Below are 16,998 nucleotides of genomic sequence, written 5' to 3'. Positions count from 1 at the left end.
TGCCCGTGACCGCACCCGGAGACGTCCCGCCCGAGGTCCTCGCCCGGCTGCGGTCGATCTGTTGCGACCTGCCGGAGACCTACGAGGAGCCGGCCTGGGTGGGCACCCGCTGGCGGATTCGCCAGCGGACCATCGCCCACGTGCTCACCGTCGACCCCGATCGCCAGCCGGTGCACGCACGGGCCGCCGCACTCGACCAGCCCGCCTGCCTGCTGACCTTCCGGTCGCCACTCGACGAGATCGCCGGGCTCCTCGCCACCGGGCACCCCTTCTACAAACCGGACTGGAGCCCGACCGTGATGGGCATGATCCTCGACGACGACACCGACTGGGCGGAGGTGGGTGAGTTGCTCACCGAGAGCTACTGCGTCATGGCCCCGAAGCGGCTCGCCGCCCGGGTCGGGCCCCCGGCACCGCAGGCGCGCTGAGCAGGGCGGCGCCGTCAACCGGCGGGTTTCGGCCGGCACGCTCCGGGGACACCGCGGGATGGTGTCGCTGCCCACCGAGGAGGATCACCGATTGACGCCGGTGTTCCAGGAGGACCGGGTGTGCACGGGCGTGACCACGGTGCGGGAGCGGATGTTCCTGAGCTACCCGTCGGCGGATCGGCCCGGCGTGCAGGTGATGGAGGCGCTGCCGGACGGCCGTCGTGTCCCGTACCCCGATGTCGCCTGGAACCGTGCCGACCAGCCGCCGGACGGGGCGTTCGTGCACGTCAATCGACGCCGCCGGCACCATCTACCTCAGCGACCTGGAACGGCGGCGCGTCCTCGTCCTCGCGCCCGACCGCAGCGTACGAACGCTCGTCGCCGATCCCCGTCTGTCCTGGGTGGACGCCATGTGGCTCGACGCCGATGCCCGGCTCTGGATGCCGGCGGCCCAGCTGCACCTGACCGCCGGGCTCAACGGCGGGGTCTCGGCCGTCGGCTACCCGGCCCAGGTCTACCGGATGCCCGTCGAGACCGGGCCGCCCGCTCGGGACCACGCCTGAGCGCTGATCGGGCCACGGCATGCGCCTGGGCTGACGTGTCGGGGATGTCGGAGGGTGCCGCTAGGGTCCCGGGCCATGGCTGATTTCGTGTTGGTGGCGGGGGCGTGGCTGGGGTCCTGGGCGTGGGACGAGGTGGTGTCGCCATTGCGGGCGGCCGGGCACGGCACCCACCCGCTGACCCTTTCCGGCCTCGCTGACAAGCGGGGTGTGCCGGCCGGGCAGCAGACCCATGTGCAGGACATCGTCGACGAGATCGAGCGCGGCGACCTGCGCGATGTGGTGCTGGTCGGGCACAGCTACTCGGGCATTCCGGTGGGTCAGGCGGCCGAGCGGATCGGCGAGCGGTTGAGCCGGGTGGTCTTCGTGGACTCCGAGGTGCCGGTCGACGGTGGGTCGTTCGCCTCCGGCTGGTGGCAGGGCCAGGCGGCGTTCGAGGCGCAGCTCGCCGACAATGACGGCGACTGGGCGCCGCTCGGCGCGGCCGACTTCGATGGTCAGGGTCTCACCGACGAGCAGGTCGCGCGGCTGGTCGAGGGGTCCACGCCGCATCCGGGCGCGACGCTGACCGAGCCGGCCGTGGTGGGCAGGCCGCTGGGTGAGCTGCCGGCGACGTACGTCAAGTGCCTGCTCGACGGGCCCGAGCCCAACGACACGGTGGCCGGGCTTCTGACCAGTGACCGGTGGCGGCTGGTCACCATGGACACCGGCCACTGGCCGATGTTCTCCCAGCCCACCGAGCTGGCCCGGATCCTGCTGGCGCAGGCCGCCTGACGAGTCGTCAGGTCGCCGGTTCGTCGAGGGTGTGGATGTGGCGCACCGGTGACGCGAGCAACCACAGCACGGCGAGCACGCCGCCGAGGCCGGCGATGGCCAGGGTGGGCCGCAGCCCGATCGTGGTGCCCAAGGTGCCGCCGACCAGCGCGCCGAGTGGTCGGATGCCGTAGTTGACGGCGCTGTAGGCACCGGCCCGGCGTCCCCGCGCGTCGTCGGGTGTCACGGCGGTGAGCAGGGCGTTGAGGTTCACGTCCATGAGCATCACCCCGATGCTGGAGACCAGCTCGATGGCCGCCAGCATGGCCACCTTCGTCCAGGTCGGTCCGGAGACCAGCGCGGTCAGCGCCAGCGGCGCGGGGAAGAGCACCGCACCGATCATGGCGGTACGGCCCAGGCCGATGGCACGGGAGACGCGCGGTGCGAGCGCCGCTCCCGCGAAGCCGCCGAGCGCGCCGAACCCGAGGGCGATGCCGATCGCTCCGGCCGACAGGTCGAGTTCGCGGCTGGCGTAGAGCACCAACAGCGCGCCGGCGATGAAGGTGAAGAAGTTGACGGTGCTGGTGCAGCCGAGGGCGGCCCGCAGCACCGGGTGCCGCAGCACCAGCGTGAGCCCTTCGCGGACCAGGCCCAGCGTGGACGTTCGACGCGGCGGTGGCGGCGTCTCGGTCACCGGGATGCGGCGGAGCAGCAGCGCGGAGCCGAGGAACGACACCGCGTCGACGAGGATCGCGACCGGCGCGCTGAGGGCCTGGACGAGCCCGCCGCCGACGGCCGGACCGGCGATGAACGACAGCGACCGGCTCATGCTCAGCTTGCTGTTCGCGTCCACGTACGCCGATCGCGGCACCAGCGCGACGAAGAACGCCTGGCGCGCCATGGCGAACAGGACCGCCCCGAGGCCGGTGAGCAGTGCCACCAGGTAGAGCTGGGTGAGGGTGATCGCGTCGAACAGGTAGGCCACCGGCAGGCTGAGCAGCACCGCGGCGCGGACCAGATCCGCGATGATCAGGAGTCGCCGCTTGTGGGTGCGCTGGTCGACCCACGCACCGAGGAAGAGGCCCAGGAGGTTGGGCAGCCAGATCAGCGCGGTGAGGACGCTCACCTGGACGGGTGTCGCGGTGAGCAGGGTGACGGCGATCAGCGGCAGAGCCAGTTCGCTGATCCGGTCACCGAACTGGGAGGTCGTCTCGCTGATCCAGAAGGTGCGGAACCGGCGGTCGCGGCGCAGGGCCGGCGGGGGCAGGACGTCGGTGGCGCGCGGGGAGCCGGTGTCGGTGGCGGTCATGACGTGGCCGCGTCGTCGTCGCCGGGCTCGGGCAGGAGGTAGCGCAGCATCCGGACGATACGCGCGCCGTCCGGGGCCGACTCCTCCTTGCGCCGCACGTACGGAGCGATCAGCTCTTCGATCGACTCCTCCAGTTGGCGGAGCTCGTCGGCGGTGGCCACGAAGCGGGTGTCGGCCATGCCGGCCAGCGCGCGCCACTCGGGCTCCAGCCGGGGCTCCTCGCGCAGCAGCCACTGCTGGGGCGCGTCGGCGTTGCGGGCGAACATCTCGCCCCGCAACTGCTGGCTGGCGGACTGCCCTTCGGCGCTGTCGGGCGCGGTGAAGCGGAAGCCCCGGGCGACGGCCTGCCACCAGCGTTCCCGCTTGCTGGTGGCACCGTCCCAGTCGCTGACCAGACCGAAGGTCGCCAGGTGCCGCAGGTGCCAGCTGACCACCGACGGTGTGGCGCCGACGTGCGGCGAGAGCCCGGTCGCGGTGGCTGGGCCGTGCCGCTGGAGGTGTTCGAGGATGGCCAGCCGCACCGGGTGGGCCAGTGCCCGTAGCGCCTGCGGCTCGGTGATCTCGAAATCCCCGTACGGATTCTTGAGAGACATGTTTCGAGAGTAGTCTCTCAGATTAGATCGGGGCAACCCCGAGCCGCCGTACCGGCGCGTTGATCAGGCAATGCCCAGACGCGCCAACGGCTCGACCAGTTCCCGCTCCTCGTAGCTGAGGTGCGACAGGAGAGCGTCGGTCAGCAGGTCCACGGCGGCCCGCAACTCGGCGAGCCCGTCCGGAGAGCCGACGTACGCGACCAGCGCCCGGTCGACACCCTCCAGCACGTCGTGGATGACGTGATGCTCCTGCTCCAACCGGTCGACCACCGGGGCGAGTCGCGGGTCACGGGCCCGCAACCGGGGAAAGAGCGACTGGTCCTCGATCGTGTGGTGGGTGGTGACGATGCGGCAGTACGACTCGCAGTAGACCCCGAGGGTCCACCGGTTCTGCCGCATGGTCATCGTGTTGATGTGGGACCGGGCCGCACCGGCGTCGATCTCGCCGGCCGCCACCTGCTCGATGAGGTCGTGAATCTGCGCCAGCTCGCCGCGCAGCCCGTCGTGGACCTGCACGAGGTGCGCGCCGGTGGCCTGCTCCTGCGGAGTGTAGGTACGCCCCGGGTCGGGCGCGGGCCCGGTCGGCCGGGCCGCCTCGTCCCACACCTGCCGCTCGCTTCGCCGTACACCGTCGTCCGGGGTCGGCACCACGGCGAACGCCCCACCGGCCACGGTGGCGCGGCTCGCCCGGGCCGGCGGCGCAGCGACCGGCTCCGGCTCCGGGGTACGTGCCGGAGCGGCGTCCCGGTCGCGTTCGGCGGCGACCAGCTCGCGGACGGCGGGGACCACCTCGCCGGCGAAGCGGCGCAGGTCGTCGGGGTCGTCGCTGCCCAGGATGAAGGTGCCGACGCCCTCCTCCAGCGCCAGCCCCGCCAACTCCTCGGCCCACTGCTCGGCGGGCCCGTTCAGCGGGCCACGCCCGATGGCCGAGAACTCCCCGGAGATGTTGAGCAGCCGACGCACGTCCCGCGGGGACCGCCCGGCCTGCTGCGCGGCGTCGTCGATGATCGCGTTGCCCCTGGCCAGGTCACCGGGCTGGAGGTAGCCCAGCGAGGGCAGCCAACCGTCGGCCCGACGACCGGTGAGCTGCAACATCCGGGGCTTGTACGCGCCCAGCCAGATCGGCACCGGGTGGGCCGGAGCCGGACCGCGCTTGGCACCCACCACCCGGTAGAACTCGCCGTCGACGCGCACTCCGCCACGCGCCTCGACGTCCCAGAGCTGACGGACGACCTCGATGGCCTCCTCCAGCGCCCGTACGCCCTGGCCGGGGGTGAGCCGCCGGCCGCCCATCGCCTCGATGGCATCCCAGAACGCCCCTGCCCCGAGGCCGAGGCCGACCCGGCCGCCGCTGAGCAGATCCAGGCTGGCGACGCTGCGGGCGAGCACCGCTGGCGGGCGCAGCGGGAGGTTCGTCACGTTCGCCGCCAGGTGCACCCGGCTGGTGCGGGCCGCCACGAAGCTCAGCAGCGTCCAGGTGTCGAGGAACGTCGGCTGGTACGGGTGATCCTGGAAGGTGACCAGGTCCAACCCGACCTGCTCGGCCAGGACGGCGACACCGACCGTGCGGTCCGGATTGTCAGCGCTGGGCGTGACGAAGGAGCCGAAGACCAGGTCGTGGCCGTAGTCGCTCATCTGCGAGCCTCCCGATTTCCCCGACGCCTCGGGCGATGCGCCGTTAGCGCAACCTTATGCCATGCAGAACATCTCTTGCCAACAAGGTCTGCCTCGCTGCGGTATTGTCGGGGAATGACGGGTGCCTCTCGCCGGCCGGACCGGCCCGATCCGCTCGACGACGACCTGGGTTGGATGCTCGGCATCGTCTTCCGCCGCTACGTCCGAGCGGCCGAGCACGCGCTCACCGACTTTCCCGGTGGCCCGCGCGGCTACCAACTCCTCACCGCGGCCAGCAACGGGCCGGCCCGAAACCAGGGCGCGATCGCCGAGGAGATCGGCATCGACCGGACCGTCCTCACGTACCTGATCGACGACCTGGAGCGGCCCGGGTTCGTCGCCCGGCGCGCGGACCCGGCCGACCGGCGTAACCGGCTCATCGAGGTCACCGACGCCGGCCGCGCCGCCTGGGAGAAGCAGCGGGTCGCACTGCGGCAGGTCGAGTCGCATCTGCTGGGGGCGCTCACCCCGGCCGAGTCGGCGACGCTGCGGTCACTGCTGCAGAAGGTCGCCTGCTCGGCCCAGGCGGCGGACCCGCTGCGTGACCTCTGCGAGGTGGTGACCCAGGTGCAGGCCGACCCGGAGCCCGCCGCGCGTCGCAGCGGTGCTGCCCCGGCGCGGGGCGGACGAACCGCCACTCCCCGGGGCCGCCGCACCAGACCCGACTGACCTGCGACCGCGACGGGACGGGCCCGCCCCGCACCACCCGACGTCGTCGGTCGAGCGGTGCCGGACAGGCCCGCGATGTCGCTACCGCACCGGTCAGCGCACGTGCACGAAGACCGGGTTCGAGTAGAACCAGAGGTCGTCCCACGGGCTCTCCAGCCCGTCAGCGAGCGGCTCGGCCTCGTCGGTGCTGGTGCCGCGCACCCGCGCGTAGGTGTCCGCCTCGACATTGCGCAGGGTGTGCCGGATGACGTAGCTGTCGCCCCGCCGACGCCAGTCCCGCGGGCCGAACCGGGCCGCCACAGTGGTGGTCGGGTTGGTGTCGGCGTCCAGGCTGGCGCTCGGGCCGGTGATCTGGCCGACGATCAGGTCGACCCGGCGGACCTCGGGCCGATCGCCGTTCGCGTTCACCCCACCCAGCGGGCGGAAGGTGATCTCGATCTCGACATCGGTACGGCTACGACGGCTCACCGTGATCGTCTCGCCGACCTCGGCGGTCCTGCCCTGGGACGTGGCGGTGACGTCGAGGCTGCGGATCAGGTCGCCGGTGGTGACCCAGATCCGACCGTTGCGCAGGCCGTCCATGATGTCGCCGTAGTCCTGGCGGGCGTGCACGTACGTCTTGCTGTACTCGCCCGGCCAGAAGTCGGAGCCGCCCCGGGTCCAGTGCACGTGCGAGTCCGAGGTCGCGGTGATCCACCAGCGCCGGCCCTCGCCGAGCAGTGAGTCCCACAGACCGCCGACCCGGGCGGTCATCTGGTCGAAGCCGCCGTAGGTGGGGTGGTTGCCGTACCCGCCCCGCTTACCGCCGTTGAGCGGGCCGGCCTGGTGACCGGGCGCGCCCTCGAAGCCGATGTAGACGTCCGGCGCGGCGTTGTTGCCGTTGCGGAACTCGCGCGGGGTGTCCTGACCGTAGACGCCGAGACCGGGGGCCGAGCGGGACGCGTGGTGGGCGATCACCAGCGGCTTGTGCGGCATGCCCCGGGCCACCTTGAGGAACTCCACCATCTTGGCCTCGGTGTCGCGGGCCGGGTCGGTGGGGAACGCGTCGTACTTGGCGAACCGGCTCTCCAGCTCGAAGAGCTGCTTCGCCTCGTCCTCGTGGCGCGGGATCATCAGCGTGTGGTGGTCCAGCGAGGGCGCGTCGAACTCCATGCCCCAGAACTGGAGCACCTCGGGGACCAGCTTGCGGGACCGCAGCAGGTCGGGGTACGCCTGCTCGATGTTCACCTTCGAGTGCGTGGGTCCACCGTGGTCGGTGCACATCGCCCAGGTCAGGCCGAAGTTCTTCGCCATGATGGCATTGGTGACGATCGGGTAGACCGCGTCCGCGCCCTTGTGGAAGACGATCGGGGACTTCGTGGTGTCGAACTCACCGCTGTACTCGGAGTGGATGTGGTGGTCCCCCGCACGCCACACCCGGTTCTTGGAATCACCCCGGTCGGTCTTGTCGTCGTCACCCGGCCGGCGGTCCTCGTCGGCCCAGGCCGCGCCGGCACCGACCAGTGGGCTGGCCGCGGCCAGCGTCGCGCCGACGCCCGCGTACTTGACCAGCTTGCGCCGGGACAGCTGCGCGTGCTCGGTCTCTTCGGGATGCTTGTCTCTCACCTGAGAGCCTCTCCTCGATCAAGTGAATGCTCTTTCGATCAAGGAGCCTCGGAGAAGGCGGTGAACAGCCGCCGTACGCAGCGGGTGCGCGCAATGAACACCCTGCCCCGACCTGGTCGAAGCGTCGGGCCGGACAGCAGCGGGTCACCCCGTGATCGCGCGGCGTCCACTCCGGCCCGCCCCGGCGGGGGCGGGCCAGGGCGTTGGTCGACGGTCCCCCTCCGACGGCCCGGTCAGATCCGGGCGCGCGGCAGCCAGCCCAGGAAGCGGAGCCGGACCCGGGGCAACGGCATCGTGGGCAGATCCTGAGCGGCGGCGACGAGGCAGGAGCCGAGATAGACCGCGAGGGAGGCGCGCGCTCCACCGAACTCGGCGAGCAGTTGGCTCTGCTTGGTGGCGCAGGGCCACTCACGGCCGCATCCGGTGCAGGTCCAGCTCGGCGGGTTGGGGAGGTGCTCCGGCAGCTTGGCCCGCCGGTAGCGACCGACGACGCTGTTGTCCGAGCGCACATCGCGTCGCCGGGTCGCGGGACCTTCGTTGCGATGGACCACCGGACGGGCGCCGGGCAGGTAACGCCCGACGGTGCCGAAGAGCACGCCGACGCGGATCAGGGCGTCGGGCCCGACGTGCTGGGTCAGCAACGCGGTCATCAGGTAGTGCCCCAGCAGGTCGAAGGCGTCACGGTGCAGACCCAGGTCGCGGCAGAGGTCGACGAACCCCGGCGTGGTCAGCGGCACCCGGTCGTCGAGTGCGCGGCGCAGCACCTCCCGGAGCCCACGACCGAGCATCTCCAGCGCGTCCCCCTCGCCCAGACCCAGGCTGTCCTCGTCCGCCACCCGGGCCAGCGCCTCGGCGACGGCCAGCCGAACGACGCGGTCAGGATCGGTACCGTCCAACGCTTCCCCCTCCGTGCGTCGGCCTCCCGGCGGTGAGCCGGTTGGTCATCCTCCGACGAATCATGAACAAGATTTCGCTGTCGGCCACGCGGGTGGCTAGGACAGCAGGCGCAGAACCGTGTGGCGCGCTAGCCGGAAAACGAAGTCGAGCTGCTGACACATCGCAGTGATGCGTAGGACGGCACGTCGGTGATTGCCGTATGGTGAAATTCCCATCTACGGATATTGCGTCTCACCATCGGTGAATGGTCCGACCAGATCCGACACGCTCAACCGGTCGCTGCCGTCCCGCTCGCGACGTTCCACCGCACCGCCGGCCGACGATGTGCCGGGTCACCGCCGAGCACCCCGGCACGTCCCGAACCTGCCGCCGGCACCCGTTCCAGCACCCGGCGGCACCTCCACCGGACGGAGACAGCGGATGACGTCATCGCCAGTGCAGACCCACCAGTTCGACAGCCGTGACCCAACGGCGATCCAGGAATTCCTGTCCGACACGTACGACCCGAAACTGCGCATTCACAGCAGGAACGGATACCGGCTCACCCACCACCGCGTCGACACCGGTCCCTTCGCCATCGCGACCACCCGCCAGACCGGACACCTCGAGATCGATGCCAGCACCCTCGGCGGGCTGGTCATCGGTCGCACCCGCACCGCACGCGTCGACCGCTCCTGCGCCGGCTCGGCCCACCGGTTCGGCCCCGGCGACGTCTTCCTCGTCACCAGGCCGCAGGAGCCGTGCAGCGTGCACTGGCACCCCGGTGAGGTGGAGCTCTGCGTACTGGACCTGTCGGTGCTGGCGCAGGTGGCCACCACCGCGCCCGCCCGCCGGCCGGGTCGGATCGAGTTCACCGAACTCAGCGCCGCCAGCACGGATCTCGCCCGGCAGTGGCGCAACACCACCAGCTTCGTCCGCGACGTCGTGTTGAACAGCCCGGCCGCCGGGGCACAGCCGCTGGTGATCGGCAACGCCGCCCGGATGCTGGCCGCGGCGGCGCTCGCGGTCTTTCCCAACACCGCGTTCACCGAACCGACCGCCGCGGACCGGAACGACGCCACCACCGCCACGCTGCGACGGGCGACCACGTTTCTGGAGGAGCACGCCGAGCGGAACATCAGCGCGGCCGACATCGCCAGCGCCGCCGGCGTCTCCCTCCGGGCGGTTCAACTCGCCTTCCGCCGCCACCTCGGCACCACCCCGATGGCCTACCTGCGTCGAGTCCGGCTCGTCCGGGCGCACCACGACCTGGTCCGCGCCGACCCGCGCCAGGAGACCGTCTCGGCGATCGCCAGTCGGTGGGGATTCGCCAGCCACAGCAGGTTCACCGCGCGATACCACGCCAGCTTCGGCGTGCCGCCGCGCGAGACGCTGAATGCCTGAGACCCCCGCACCGGACGCCGCCAGCCGGGCGACCGGCGGTCAACCGAGAACGCGGGCGAGGCGTCGAACGGCCTCGTCCATGAGGTCGGGTGCCGCTGCCGCGTAGGTGAGGCGTAGGTGCGGGGCCGGGGGGTCGGCCGCGTACCAGGGTCGGCCCGGGAAGACGGCGACGCCCTCGGCCGCCGCGGCGGCGGCCACTGCCGCCTCGTCGGTGCCGGCGGCGAGGCGCACCCAGAGGTGCATACCGCCACGTGGGATCGCTTGGGGGGCAATGCCTGGCAGATGCCGGCGCAGCGCGGTCAGCAACGCGTCACGGCGTATCCGGAGGGCAGTGCGCAGTGCCCGGCGATGCCGCAACCACGACGGAGAGGTGAGGAAGTCGATCGCCGCCTGTTGCAGTGGTCCGGCGACGAAGAAGTCGTCGAGCAGCCGGGCGGCGCGCAGTCGCGCTCCGGCCGGGCCACGGGCTCCGATGGCGGCCACGCGCAGCCCGGGGGCGGTCGACTTGGTCAGCGAACGAAGGTAGATGACGTGACCGTCGGGATCATCCCTGGCCAGCGGCGGCGGTGCCGGTTCGTCGATGGTGAGGTCACGGGCGTAGTCGTCCTCGATCAGGAACGCCCCGGCGTCGCGTACGACCTCGGCGACCTGCGCCCGGCGGTGCTCCGCCAGCGTCGCGCCGTGCGGGTTGGCGTACAGGGGCTGGCAGTAGAAGAGCCGAGCGTCGGTGCGGGCGAACGCGGCGGCGAGTTGGTCGGGCCGTACCCCGTCGGCATCAGCCGGCACGGGCACCACCCGCAGCCCGGCCGCGCGGGCGGCGGCCAACGCGCCCAGGTAGGTCGGCGACTCGACCAGCAGGGCGTCGCCGGGCGCGGTGAGAGCCCGCATCGCGGACGACAGGGCGGCCTGCCCGCCGGGGCAGATCACCATGTCCTCGGCGTGCAGCCCCGCCCCGACCTCGCGGGCGAACCAGGCGCGCAGGTCGGCGCGGCCCTCGACCGGCCCCCGCTGCCAGCTCGCCGGCTGGCGGGCGGCTCGGGTGAGGGCGGCGCCGAGCGCAGCGGCGGGCTGCAGGTCCGCGTCGAGGTAGCCACCGGACAGCGGGATCGTCCCGGCGGGCGTCAGCGCCAACAGGGCCTGCATCTCATCCTGACCGAACCGGCGGGGCCCGAGCGCGACGGTCTGCCAGGACAGGTCGGGTACGCCCGGCTCGTCCGGCGCGGTGGCCACAAAGGTGCCTCGGCCGGGTCGCGCCTCGATCAGCCCCTCGGCCGCCAACTGTCGGATGGCCTCGGCGACGGTGACCGGCGAGGCCTGGTGTCGGGCGGTCAACTCTCGTACCGAGGGCAGCCGGGCGCCGGGGCCGGCGACGGCCGCGAGGGTCCGCAGATCTTGGATAACGCGTTGGGCTGCGTTACCGTTCTCCATGACGGACAAGAGTAGCGCTACTGCGGGAAACACGGTAACAGCGGACCGGATCTCCGGGCTCGGCCTCGGCGCCCTGGGCGTGCTCGGCTTCAGCCTGTCGCTTCCGGTCACCCGCATGGCGGTGCAGCAACTCGACCCGTGGTTCGTCGCCTTCGGCCGGGCTGTCGGCGCGGGGCTGCTGGCCTGGGCGTACCTGCGCCTCACCGGCGCACCGCGGCCCACCCGCGGTCAGTGGCGACGGCTGCCGATCGTCGCCCTCGGAGTCGTCGTCGGCTTTCCCCTGTTCACCTCGTTGGCGCTTCTCACCCAGACCTCCGCGCACAGCGCGGTCGTCATCGCCGCGCTGCCCGCGATGACGGCCGTGTTCGCGGTACTGCGGGCCGGCGAACGCCCACCGCCGCTGTTCTGGATCGTGAGCGCCGGCGGGCTGCTGGCGGTTCTCGCCTTCCTCGGCGTCAGTGGCGCGGTACGCGGCGCCCTCACCCTGCCCGACCTGTTCCTGCTCGCGGCGGTCGTGCTCTGCGGCCTCGGCTACGCCGAGGGCGGCGCGCTCGCCCGCGAGCTGGGCGGCGCCCGGACGATCTGTTGGGCGTTGCTGCTCTCGCTGCCCATCACCGTTGCGGTCACGGCCGTCGCCGCCGCCGTCAGTCCGCCACGGGCCGACGCTCTCGGCTGGTCGGCGTTCGGCTATCTCACCGGAGTCTCGATGTTCCTGGGCTTCTTCGCCTGGTACGCGGGCCTGGCCCGGGGCGGTGTGGCGCAGGTGGGCCAGGTCCAACTCGCCCAGCCGGTGCTGACCCTGGGATGGTCGGCGCTGCTGCTCGGCGAGGTGGTCTCCCCCGCCTCGATCGCGGCGGCGCTGGCGGTGCTGGGATGCGTCGTGGCGACCCAGCGCATACGACAGAGCCCACGGATGGTCGCGGCGCGACGCGAGGCCGGCTAGCCCCGGTCGCGCTCGCGGCTGTCGCGGGCGGTCTGCACCTCGGGCACCGATGCCTCCAGCAGATCGGCGAGGCCGCGCAGTTGCTCCGCGACCCGGGCGCCGAGGGGGGTCAGCGAGTATTCGACGCGCGGTGGGATCGCGGTGAGCACCTCGCGGGTGAGCATCCCGTCGCGTTCGAGGGTCTGCAGGGTCTGGGAGAGCATCCGCTCGCTGACCCCGTCGATGCGCCGACGCAGCGCGTTGAAGCGGTAGCGGCCCTCTCCGAGCGCCAACAGGGCCAGCGAGGCCCATTTCGAGGTGACGTCCTCGAAGGCCGCGCGGGAGGTGCAACCCCGGGCGAAGACATCGCTGACGAATTCCTGGGTAGGCCCCGCCGGGTCCTGGGCCGGCATGTCGCTCACCTCACCAGCCTAACCCACGCTGCCCTTCGATTAGTACTGTAGATTCGTAAGTGCCTGCTGATCTGATACTACCTCCGGAGGTTCCCATGCCCACCTATGCCGTCACCGGCGCCACCGGCCGACTGGGCCGCCTGGTGATCGGGCACCTGCTCGACAACGGGGTGCCCGCCACCGACATCGCCGCCATCGTCCGCAGCCCGGAGAAGGCCGCCGACCTCGCCAGGCGCGGCGTCGAGATCCGCAAGGCCGACTACGACGACCCGTCGACGCTGCCCGGAGCCGTGGCCGGCGTACGCCGCCTGCTGCTCATCTCCGGCGACACCCCCGGTCAGCGCGTCGCGCAGCACACCGCGGTCATCGACGCCGCCAAGCTCGCGGGCGTCGAGCGTCTCGTCTACACGAGCATCCTGAAGGCCGACACCACCGCGAACCCGCTCGCCCCTGAGCACAAGGCCACCGAGGAGGTGCTCGCCGCGTCCGGTCTGGCCTACACCGTGCTGCGCAACGGCTGGTACACCGAGAACTACACCGACCAGCTACCGCAGTACCTGGGGTCCGGCACGATCCTCGGCGCCACCGGCGGCAGCAAGATCTCCGCGGCGACCCGGGCCGACTACGCGGGGGCGGCCGTTGCCGCGCTGACCCGGGAGGAGGACGGCAACGCCGTCTACGAACTGGGCGGTACGGCGTTCACCTTCGACGAGCTGGCCGAAGCCGTCACCGAGGTGACCGGTACCACTGTCGTTCACCAGGACATGTCCGCCGCCGAGCTGGCCTCGGCCCTGGAGAACGTCGGCCTGGACGCGGGCACCGCCGGTTTCGTCGCCGCGCTCGACCAGTCCATCGCCGACGGCGAGCTGGCGACCGACAGCGACGACCTGAGCCGATTGATCGGTCGGCCGAGCACTCCGTTGCGCGACGCCGTCCGGGCGGCGCGGGCCTGACCGGGGTCATCGCCGATGCGGGCGGCGGTGGCACGACGCCGTCGCCCGTCACCCCTATCCTCGGCGCCATGGTGCGGCACATCGACGACCGGCTCACCCGGCACGCGGGGCGTTCCACACTGTCCGATCCGGGCAGTCAGGCGTCAGCCCGGTGAGCGGCGACGTGGTCATCCGCGCCGCCGTGGCGCAGGACGACCCCGAGCTGGTCTTCGACGTGCTGTGGCAGCTCGCTCCGGACGACGTACGGCCGCACGCCGACCGGCTCGCCACCGCCTGGCGTGACCTGCACGCCCAGGCCGGCCGCCGCCTCCTGCTGGCCGTCGCCGGGGACACCTTCGTGGGCACCCTGGACACCGTCGTCGTCCCCAACCTCACCCACGGGGCGCGACCGTACATGGTGGTGGAGAACGTGGTGGTCACGTCCGGCTGGCGTCGTCGTGGAGTCGCCCGGGCCCTGATGCTGGCGGCGCTCGACGAGGCGACGGCGGCCGGCTGCTACAAGGTCCAACTGGTATCGAACGCCACCCGCACCGACGCGCACCGGTTCTACGCGTCCCTCGGGTTCGCGCAGTCCGCCCTCGGCTACCGCCGGTACCTCACCACCACGACGTGACGCCGAGGGCTACCCCGCCCCGCCCGACTACTCCGCCTCGTCCTGCTCCTCGGTGAGCTCGACCAGGACGTCGGCGGCGTCCCGGTTCCCGCCGTCGGCGAGTCGGCGAAGCTCACCGACGTCGGCCCGCTCCGCGGCCAACTCGACGAGTTGGTCAGCGGCATCCTTGTCGCCCCGGTCGGCGAGACGCCGCAACTCGCCCATGTCGCCGAGTTCGGTGGCGAGTTCGACGAGCTGGGCCGCCGCGTCGGCGTTGCCGTCCTCAGCCAGCTGACGCAGTTCGGTGAGGTCACCCCGTTCCCCCGCGAGCTCGACGAGCTGGTCGACCGCGTCCCGGTCACCGTCAGTGGCCCGTCGACGCAGGTCGGCAGGATCAGGGTCGGACATCGCGCACCTCTTCGCAGCTGGCGCAGGCCGGGGCCGGTCCCGCTCACCATCGAGAACCTAGACCAGCGGGCGTCGCCCGCGGTACTACGTGGAGCAGAACGCCGCGTTTACCCGCGCGCTGTCCCGGGCTCGGACGCTGACCATCCCCCGCAGCGGCCACGACGCCATCAACCGGGCCCACCGCAGGATCGTCGAGCCCCTCGCCGAGTTCTTTGCGGCGCCGGTGCCGCCGCACCGGGCGGCTCACTCCTGAGGGGTCACACGATCGCCCACCGTCGTGGATCTTGGCTAGGCTGGTGGGCATGCCCACACACCATCCGCACCGCCGCACGATCGAGCCGGTCGACTGGTGAGTGACGCCCCCGCGCCCACCCAGCGAGGTGGGCCGGAACCGCCGTCGCGGCACCGGTCGGGTTGGGCCAACCAGTGCGCCCACCTCGCCCGGTCCCGTCCCTTCGAGGTCGCCATCGTCGTGGTCATCCTCGCCAACGGCATCGTCCTCGGCCTGGAGACGTACGACGACCTGAGCCCCGCCGACAGCGCGCTGCACGGGCTGGAGCTGTTCTTCCGGGCCGTCTTCGTCGTCGAGATCGCCATCCGGTTGGCCGCGTACGGGCGGCGTCCGCAGGACTTCTTCCGGCACGGCTGGAACGTCTTCGACTTCGTGGTGATCGCGGCGATCTTCGTACCCGGACTGCACGGTGACTCGGCGTTGCTGCGGGTCGTGCGCGTCGCCCGCATGGTCCGCCTGGTGCGGTTCTCGCCAGGTCTGCGGACCATCGTCTCCGCACTCTGGCGCAGCCTGCCGGGCGTCACCGGGTTCCTCGCCCTGGCCGTGGTGACGCTCTACGTCTACGGGATGGCCGGCTGGCTCATCTTCGGCGACAGATACCCGCAGGAGTACGGCGACATCGGCCGGTCACTGTTGACGTTGTTCGTGCTGTTGTCTCTGGAGACGCTGCCGGACCTCATCGAGCAGGGCATGGAGATCTCACCGTGGACGCTGCTCTACTACGTCAGCTACGTGGTCATCACCGTCAACCTGCTGCTCAACATCCTCATCGCGGTCATCGTCAACTCCATGGAGGAGGCCCGCCGACTGGAGATGACCGAGCGACTGGCCCCCGGCTACGACGAGGACGGCGACGGCGTACCGGACGAGGTTGACCGGATCGCGCTCACCCAACGACTGGACGATCTGCGGGCGGTCATCACCGAGTTGGAGCGCGAGCTACGCATCGACCGGGACGACGGGCACGGTCGATCCCACCGGGACAACGCCCGCGCCAAACGGTGATCCGACGCTCGCACCGCGTTCCCGCGTTCGATGCCCGCACACCCGCACCTTCATGTAGCCGATCCCCGCGCCCGCCGGGCGGTGCGTCTCGGAATGCCAGTGGGGTGACCGCTGTCATCCCCCAGGTACCGTGGAGTGCCATGACGAGGGATTCCAGCGCGGTCCGCGAGGAGTTGCTACGGCTGCGCGAACAGGCCGAGGCTCAGGCCACCGCCCTTGACGGCGACCTCCGGAGCCTCTTCGAGGCGTCCCGCTCGTCCAACGCCGATGACGAGCACGACCCCGAGGGCAGCACGATCGCCTTCGAGCGCGCGCAGCTCACGGCCGTCCTGGACGCGACCCGCCGACGCCTGGCCGAGCTGGACGTCGCGCTGGGACGGGTCGACGACGGCAGCTACGGCCTGTGCGAAGGCTGTGGCAGCCCGATCCCCGCCGAGCGCCTCGCCGCCCGCCCGTCGGCGCGCACCTGCGTGACCTGCGCCAGCCGACGGTGACGGCCACCGTCGACCGGCGGGCGTCTCAGTCGATGGCGGGGCTGCGCCGTTCCAACAGAATGACGTCGCGCCAGCGTCCGTGGTGGCGGCCGACCCGCTCACGGACGCCGATGACCCGGAATCCGGCCCGCTGGTGCAGCGCCAGGCTGGCGGCGTTCTCCGGGAAGACTCCAGACTGGATCGTCCAGACACCGTCGGCCTCGGTGGAGGTGATCAACGCGTCCAGCAGCAGTCGCGCGATGCCACGGCCCTGGGCGGCCGGGTCGACGTACACGGAGTGCTCCACCACACCGGCGTACACCGCGCGGGTCGAGGTCGGCGAGACGGCGACCCAGCCGAGCACCGTTCCACCCGGGTCGACGGCCACGAACCGGTGCCCGCCCAGTCGAGCGGCACTGAACGCCGCCCAGCCGGGCGCGGTGACCTCGAAGCTGGCGTCACCGGTGTCCAGGCCGGCCTGATAGATCGTCAGGACCCGGTCGGCGTCGGCGTCGGTCATGGGCCGCACGGTGATGTCGACCATCAGCACGTTCCTTTCCGGGCGGGCGACCACCCCGTCTCGGCTCGCTGGCCTGACGTTCCTTGATCAGGTGATGAGAAATAGCTAATGAGGTCGTCTC

20 protein-coding genes are annotated in these 16,998 nt (G+C 71.7%); 11 read left to right on the top strand and 9 right to left on the bottom strand.

Going from position 1 to position 16,998, the window contains the following annotated elements:
• Nucleotides 1-5: 5 nt before the first annotated feature.
• The 3 genes from ACZ6NZ_RS24660 to ACZ6NZ_RS24650 all read left to right on the top strand — a co-directional run bounded on the left by ACZ6NZ_RS24660 (nucleotide 6) and on the right by ACZ6NZ_RS24650 (nucleotide 1,762).
• Complete coding sequence (locus ACZ6NZ_RS24660) at nucleotides 6-428, top strand: MmcQ/YjbR family DNA-binding protein (protein ID WP_465860379.1); 423 nt, start codon at nucleotides 6-8, stop codon at nucleotides 426-428.
• Between the two features lie 236 nt (nucleotides 429-664).
• The gene (locus tag ACZ6NZ_RS24655; protein ID WP_465860377.1) at nucleotides 665-991 is read left to right on the top strand and encodes a hypothetical protein; all 327 of its coding nucleotides are present in this window, start codon (nucleotides 665-667) and stop codon (nucleotides 989-991) included.
• Between the two features lie 75 nt (nucleotides 992-1,066).
• Nucleotides 1,067-1,762, top strand: a complete 696-nt coding sequence (locus ACZ6NZ_RS24650) for an alpha/beta fold hydrolase (protein WP_465860376.1) — start codon at nucleotides 1,067-1,069, stop codon at nucleotides 1,760-1,762.
• A 7-nt stretch (nucleotides 1,763-1,769) separates the two neighbouring features.
• Here the strand turns inward: ACZ6NZ_RS24650 and ACZ6NZ_RS24645 are convergent, their stop codons facing one another.
• The 3 genes from ACZ6NZ_RS24645 to ACZ6NZ_RS24635 all read right to left on the bottom strand — a co-directional run bounded on the left by ACZ6NZ_RS24645 (nucleotide 1,770) and on the right by ACZ6NZ_RS24635 (nucleotide 5,278).
• Nucleotides 1,770-3,050, bottom strand: a complete 1,281-nt coding sequence (locus tag ACZ6NZ_RS24645) for an MFS transporter (RefSeq protein WP_465860375.1) — start codon at nucleotides 3,048-3,050, stop codon at nucleotides 1,770-1,772.
• Entirely contained in the window at nucleotides 3,047-3,643 is a 597-nt protein-coding gene (locus ACZ6NZ_RS24640) for an ArsR/SmtB family transcription factor (protein ID WP_366609467.1), read from the bottom strand. The genes ACZ6NZ_RS24645 and ACZ6NZ_RS24640 overlap by 4 nt, the downstream gene beginning before the upstream one ends.
• A 63-nt stretch (nucleotides 3,644-3,706) precedes the next feature.
• Nucleotides 3,707-5,278 (bottom strand): LLM class flavin-dependent oxidoreductase, encoded by a 1,572-nt coding sequence (locus tag ACZ6NZ_RS24635; protein ID WP_465860374.1) that lies wholly within the window; start codon nucleotides 5,276-5,278, stop codon nucleotides 3,707-3,709.
• A 114-nt stretch (nucleotides 5,279-5,392) separates the two neighbouring features.
• Here ACZ6NZ_RS24635 and ACZ6NZ_RS24630 point away from each other — a divergent pair, with 114 nt between their 5' ends.
• Entirely contained in the window at nucleotides 5,393-5,986 is a 594-nt protein-coding gene (locus tag ACZ6NZ_RS24630; protein ID WP_465860372.1) for a MarR family winged helix-turn-helix transcriptional regulator, read from the top strand.
• 93 nt (nucleotides 5,987-6,079) lie between these two features.
• Here ACZ6NZ_RS24630 and ACZ6NZ_RS24625 read toward each other — a convergent pair whose 3' ends face one another.
• On the bottom strand, nucleotides 6,080-7,591 hold the full coding sequence (locus ACZ6NZ_RS24625) for a CehA/McbA family metallohydrolase domain-containing protein (protein WP_465860371.1): 1,512 nt from the start codon (nucleotides 7,589-7,591) through the stop codon (nucleotides 6,080-6,082).
• 233 nt (nucleotides 7,592-7,824) lie between these two features.
• Nucleotides 7,825-8,487, bottom strand: coding sequence for a hypothetical protein (locus tag ACZ6NZ_RS24620; RefSeq protein ID WP_366609473.1), 663 nt, complete (start codon nucleotides 8,485-8,487; stop codon nucleotides 7,825-7,827).
• A gap of 421 nt (nucleotides 8,488-8,908) precedes the next feature.
• Between ACZ6NZ_RS24620 and ACZ6NZ_RS24615 the strand changes: the two genes are divergently transcribed.
• Nucleotides 8,909-9,871 (top strand): AraC family transcriptional regulator, encoded by a 963-nt coding sequence (locus tag ACZ6NZ_RS24615; protein WP_465860369.1) that lies wholly within the window; start codon nucleotides 8,909-8,911, stop codon nucleotides 9,869-9,871.
• 39 nt (nucleotides 9,872-9,910) lie between these two features.
• On the opposite strand, the gene ACZ6NZ_RS24610 is transcribed toward ACZ6NZ_RS24615, so the two are convergent.
• Complete coding sequence (locus ACZ6NZ_RS24610) at nucleotides 9,911-11,299, bottom strand: aminotransferase-like domain-containing protein (RefSeq protein ID WP_465860368.1); 1,389 nt, start codon at nucleotides 11,297-11,299, stop codon at nucleotides 9,911-9,913.
• On the opposite strand from ACZ6NZ_RS24610, the gene ACZ6NZ_RS24605 reads away from it, so the two are divergent.
• Nucleotides 11,298-12,242 (top strand): DMT family transporter, encoded by a 945-nt coding sequence (locus tag ACZ6NZ_RS24605; RefSeq protein WP_465860367.1) that lies wholly within the window; start codon nucleotides 11,298-11,300, stop codon nucleotides 12,240-12,242. The two genes, ACZ6NZ_RS24610 and ACZ6NZ_RS24605, sit on opposite strands and share 2 nt — an antisense overlap.
• Here ACZ6NZ_RS24605 and ACZ6NZ_RS24600 read toward each other — a convergent pair.
• Nucleotides 12,239-12,634 (bottom strand): winged helix-turn-helix transcriptional regulator, encoded by a 396-nt coding sequence (locus tag ACZ6NZ_RS24600; RefSeq protein ID WP_366609850.1) that lies wholly within the window; start codon nucleotides 12,632-12,634, stop codon nucleotides 12,239-12,241. The genes ACZ6NZ_RS24605 and ACZ6NZ_RS24600 overlap by 4 nt on opposite strands.
• Nucleotides 12,635-12,729: 95 nt before the next feature.
• Between ACZ6NZ_RS24600 and ACZ6NZ_RS24595 the strand changes: the two genes are divergently transcribed.
• The gene (locus ACZ6NZ_RS24595) at nucleotides 12,730-13,587 is read left to right on the top strand and encodes an SDR family oxidoreductase (protein WP_465860366.1); all 858 of its coding nucleotides are present in this window, start codon (nucleotides 12,730-12,732) and stop codon (nucleotides 13,585-13,587) included.
• A gap of 151 nt (nucleotides 13,588-13,738) precedes the next feature.
• Complete coding sequence (locus tag ACZ6NZ_RS24590; protein ID WP_366609479.1) at nucleotides 13,739-14,200, top strand: GNAT family N-acetyltransferase; 462 nt, start codon at nucleotides 13,739-13,741, stop codon at nucleotides 14,198-14,200.
• Between the two features lie 27 nt (nucleotides 14,201-14,227).
• Here the strand turns inward: ACZ6NZ_RS24590 and ACZ6NZ_RS24585 are convergent, their stop codons facing one another.
• A complete protein-coding gene (locus ACZ6NZ_RS24585) occupies nucleotides 14,228-14,587 on the bottom strand; it encodes a hypothetical protein (RefSeq protein ID WP_465860364.1) in 360 nt (119 codons plus the stop codon).
• 88 nt (nucleotides 14,588-14,675) lie between these two features.
• Here ACZ6NZ_RS24585 and ACZ6NZ_RS24580 point away from each other — a divergent pair, with 88 nt between their 5' ends.
• From ACZ6NZ_RS24580 to ACZ6NZ_RS24570, 3 genes are all read left to right on the top strand, one after another.
• A complete protein-coding gene (locus ACZ6NZ_RS24580; RefSeq protein WP_465860362.1) occupies nucleotides 14,676-14,840 on the top strand; it encodes a hypothetical protein in 165 nt (54 codons plus the stop codon).
• Nucleotides 14,841-14,936: 96 nt separating this feature from the next.
• A complete protein-coding gene (locus tag ACZ6NZ_RS24575) occupies nucleotides 14,937-15,884 on the top strand; it encodes an ion transporter (RefSeq protein WP_465860361.1) in 948 nt (315 codons plus the stop codon).
• 140 nt (nucleotides 15,885-16,024) lie between these two features.
• Nucleotides 16,025-16,378: a TraR/DksA family transcriptional regulator gene (locus ACZ6NZ_RS24570; protein WP_465860360.1), complete on the top strand. Its 354-nt coding sequence runs from the start codon at nucleotides 16,025-16,027 to the stop codon at nucleotides 16,376-16,378.
• Nucleotides 16,379-16,403: 25 nt separating this feature from the next.
• On the opposite strand, the gene ACZ6NZ_RS24565 is transcribed toward ACZ6NZ_RS24570, so the two are convergent.
• A complete protein-coding gene (locus tag ACZ6NZ_RS24565; protein WP_465860358.1) occupies nucleotides 16,404-16,901 on the bottom strand; it encodes a GNAT family N-acetyltransferase in 498 nt (165 codons plus the stop codon).
• Nucleotides 16,902-16,998 lie beyond the last annotated feature (97 nt).

The sequence above is a fragment of the Micromonospora sp. NPDC047756 genome (genome assembly GCF_055587245.1).
This window is presented reverse-complemented; position numbering and strand designations above follow the sequence as displayed.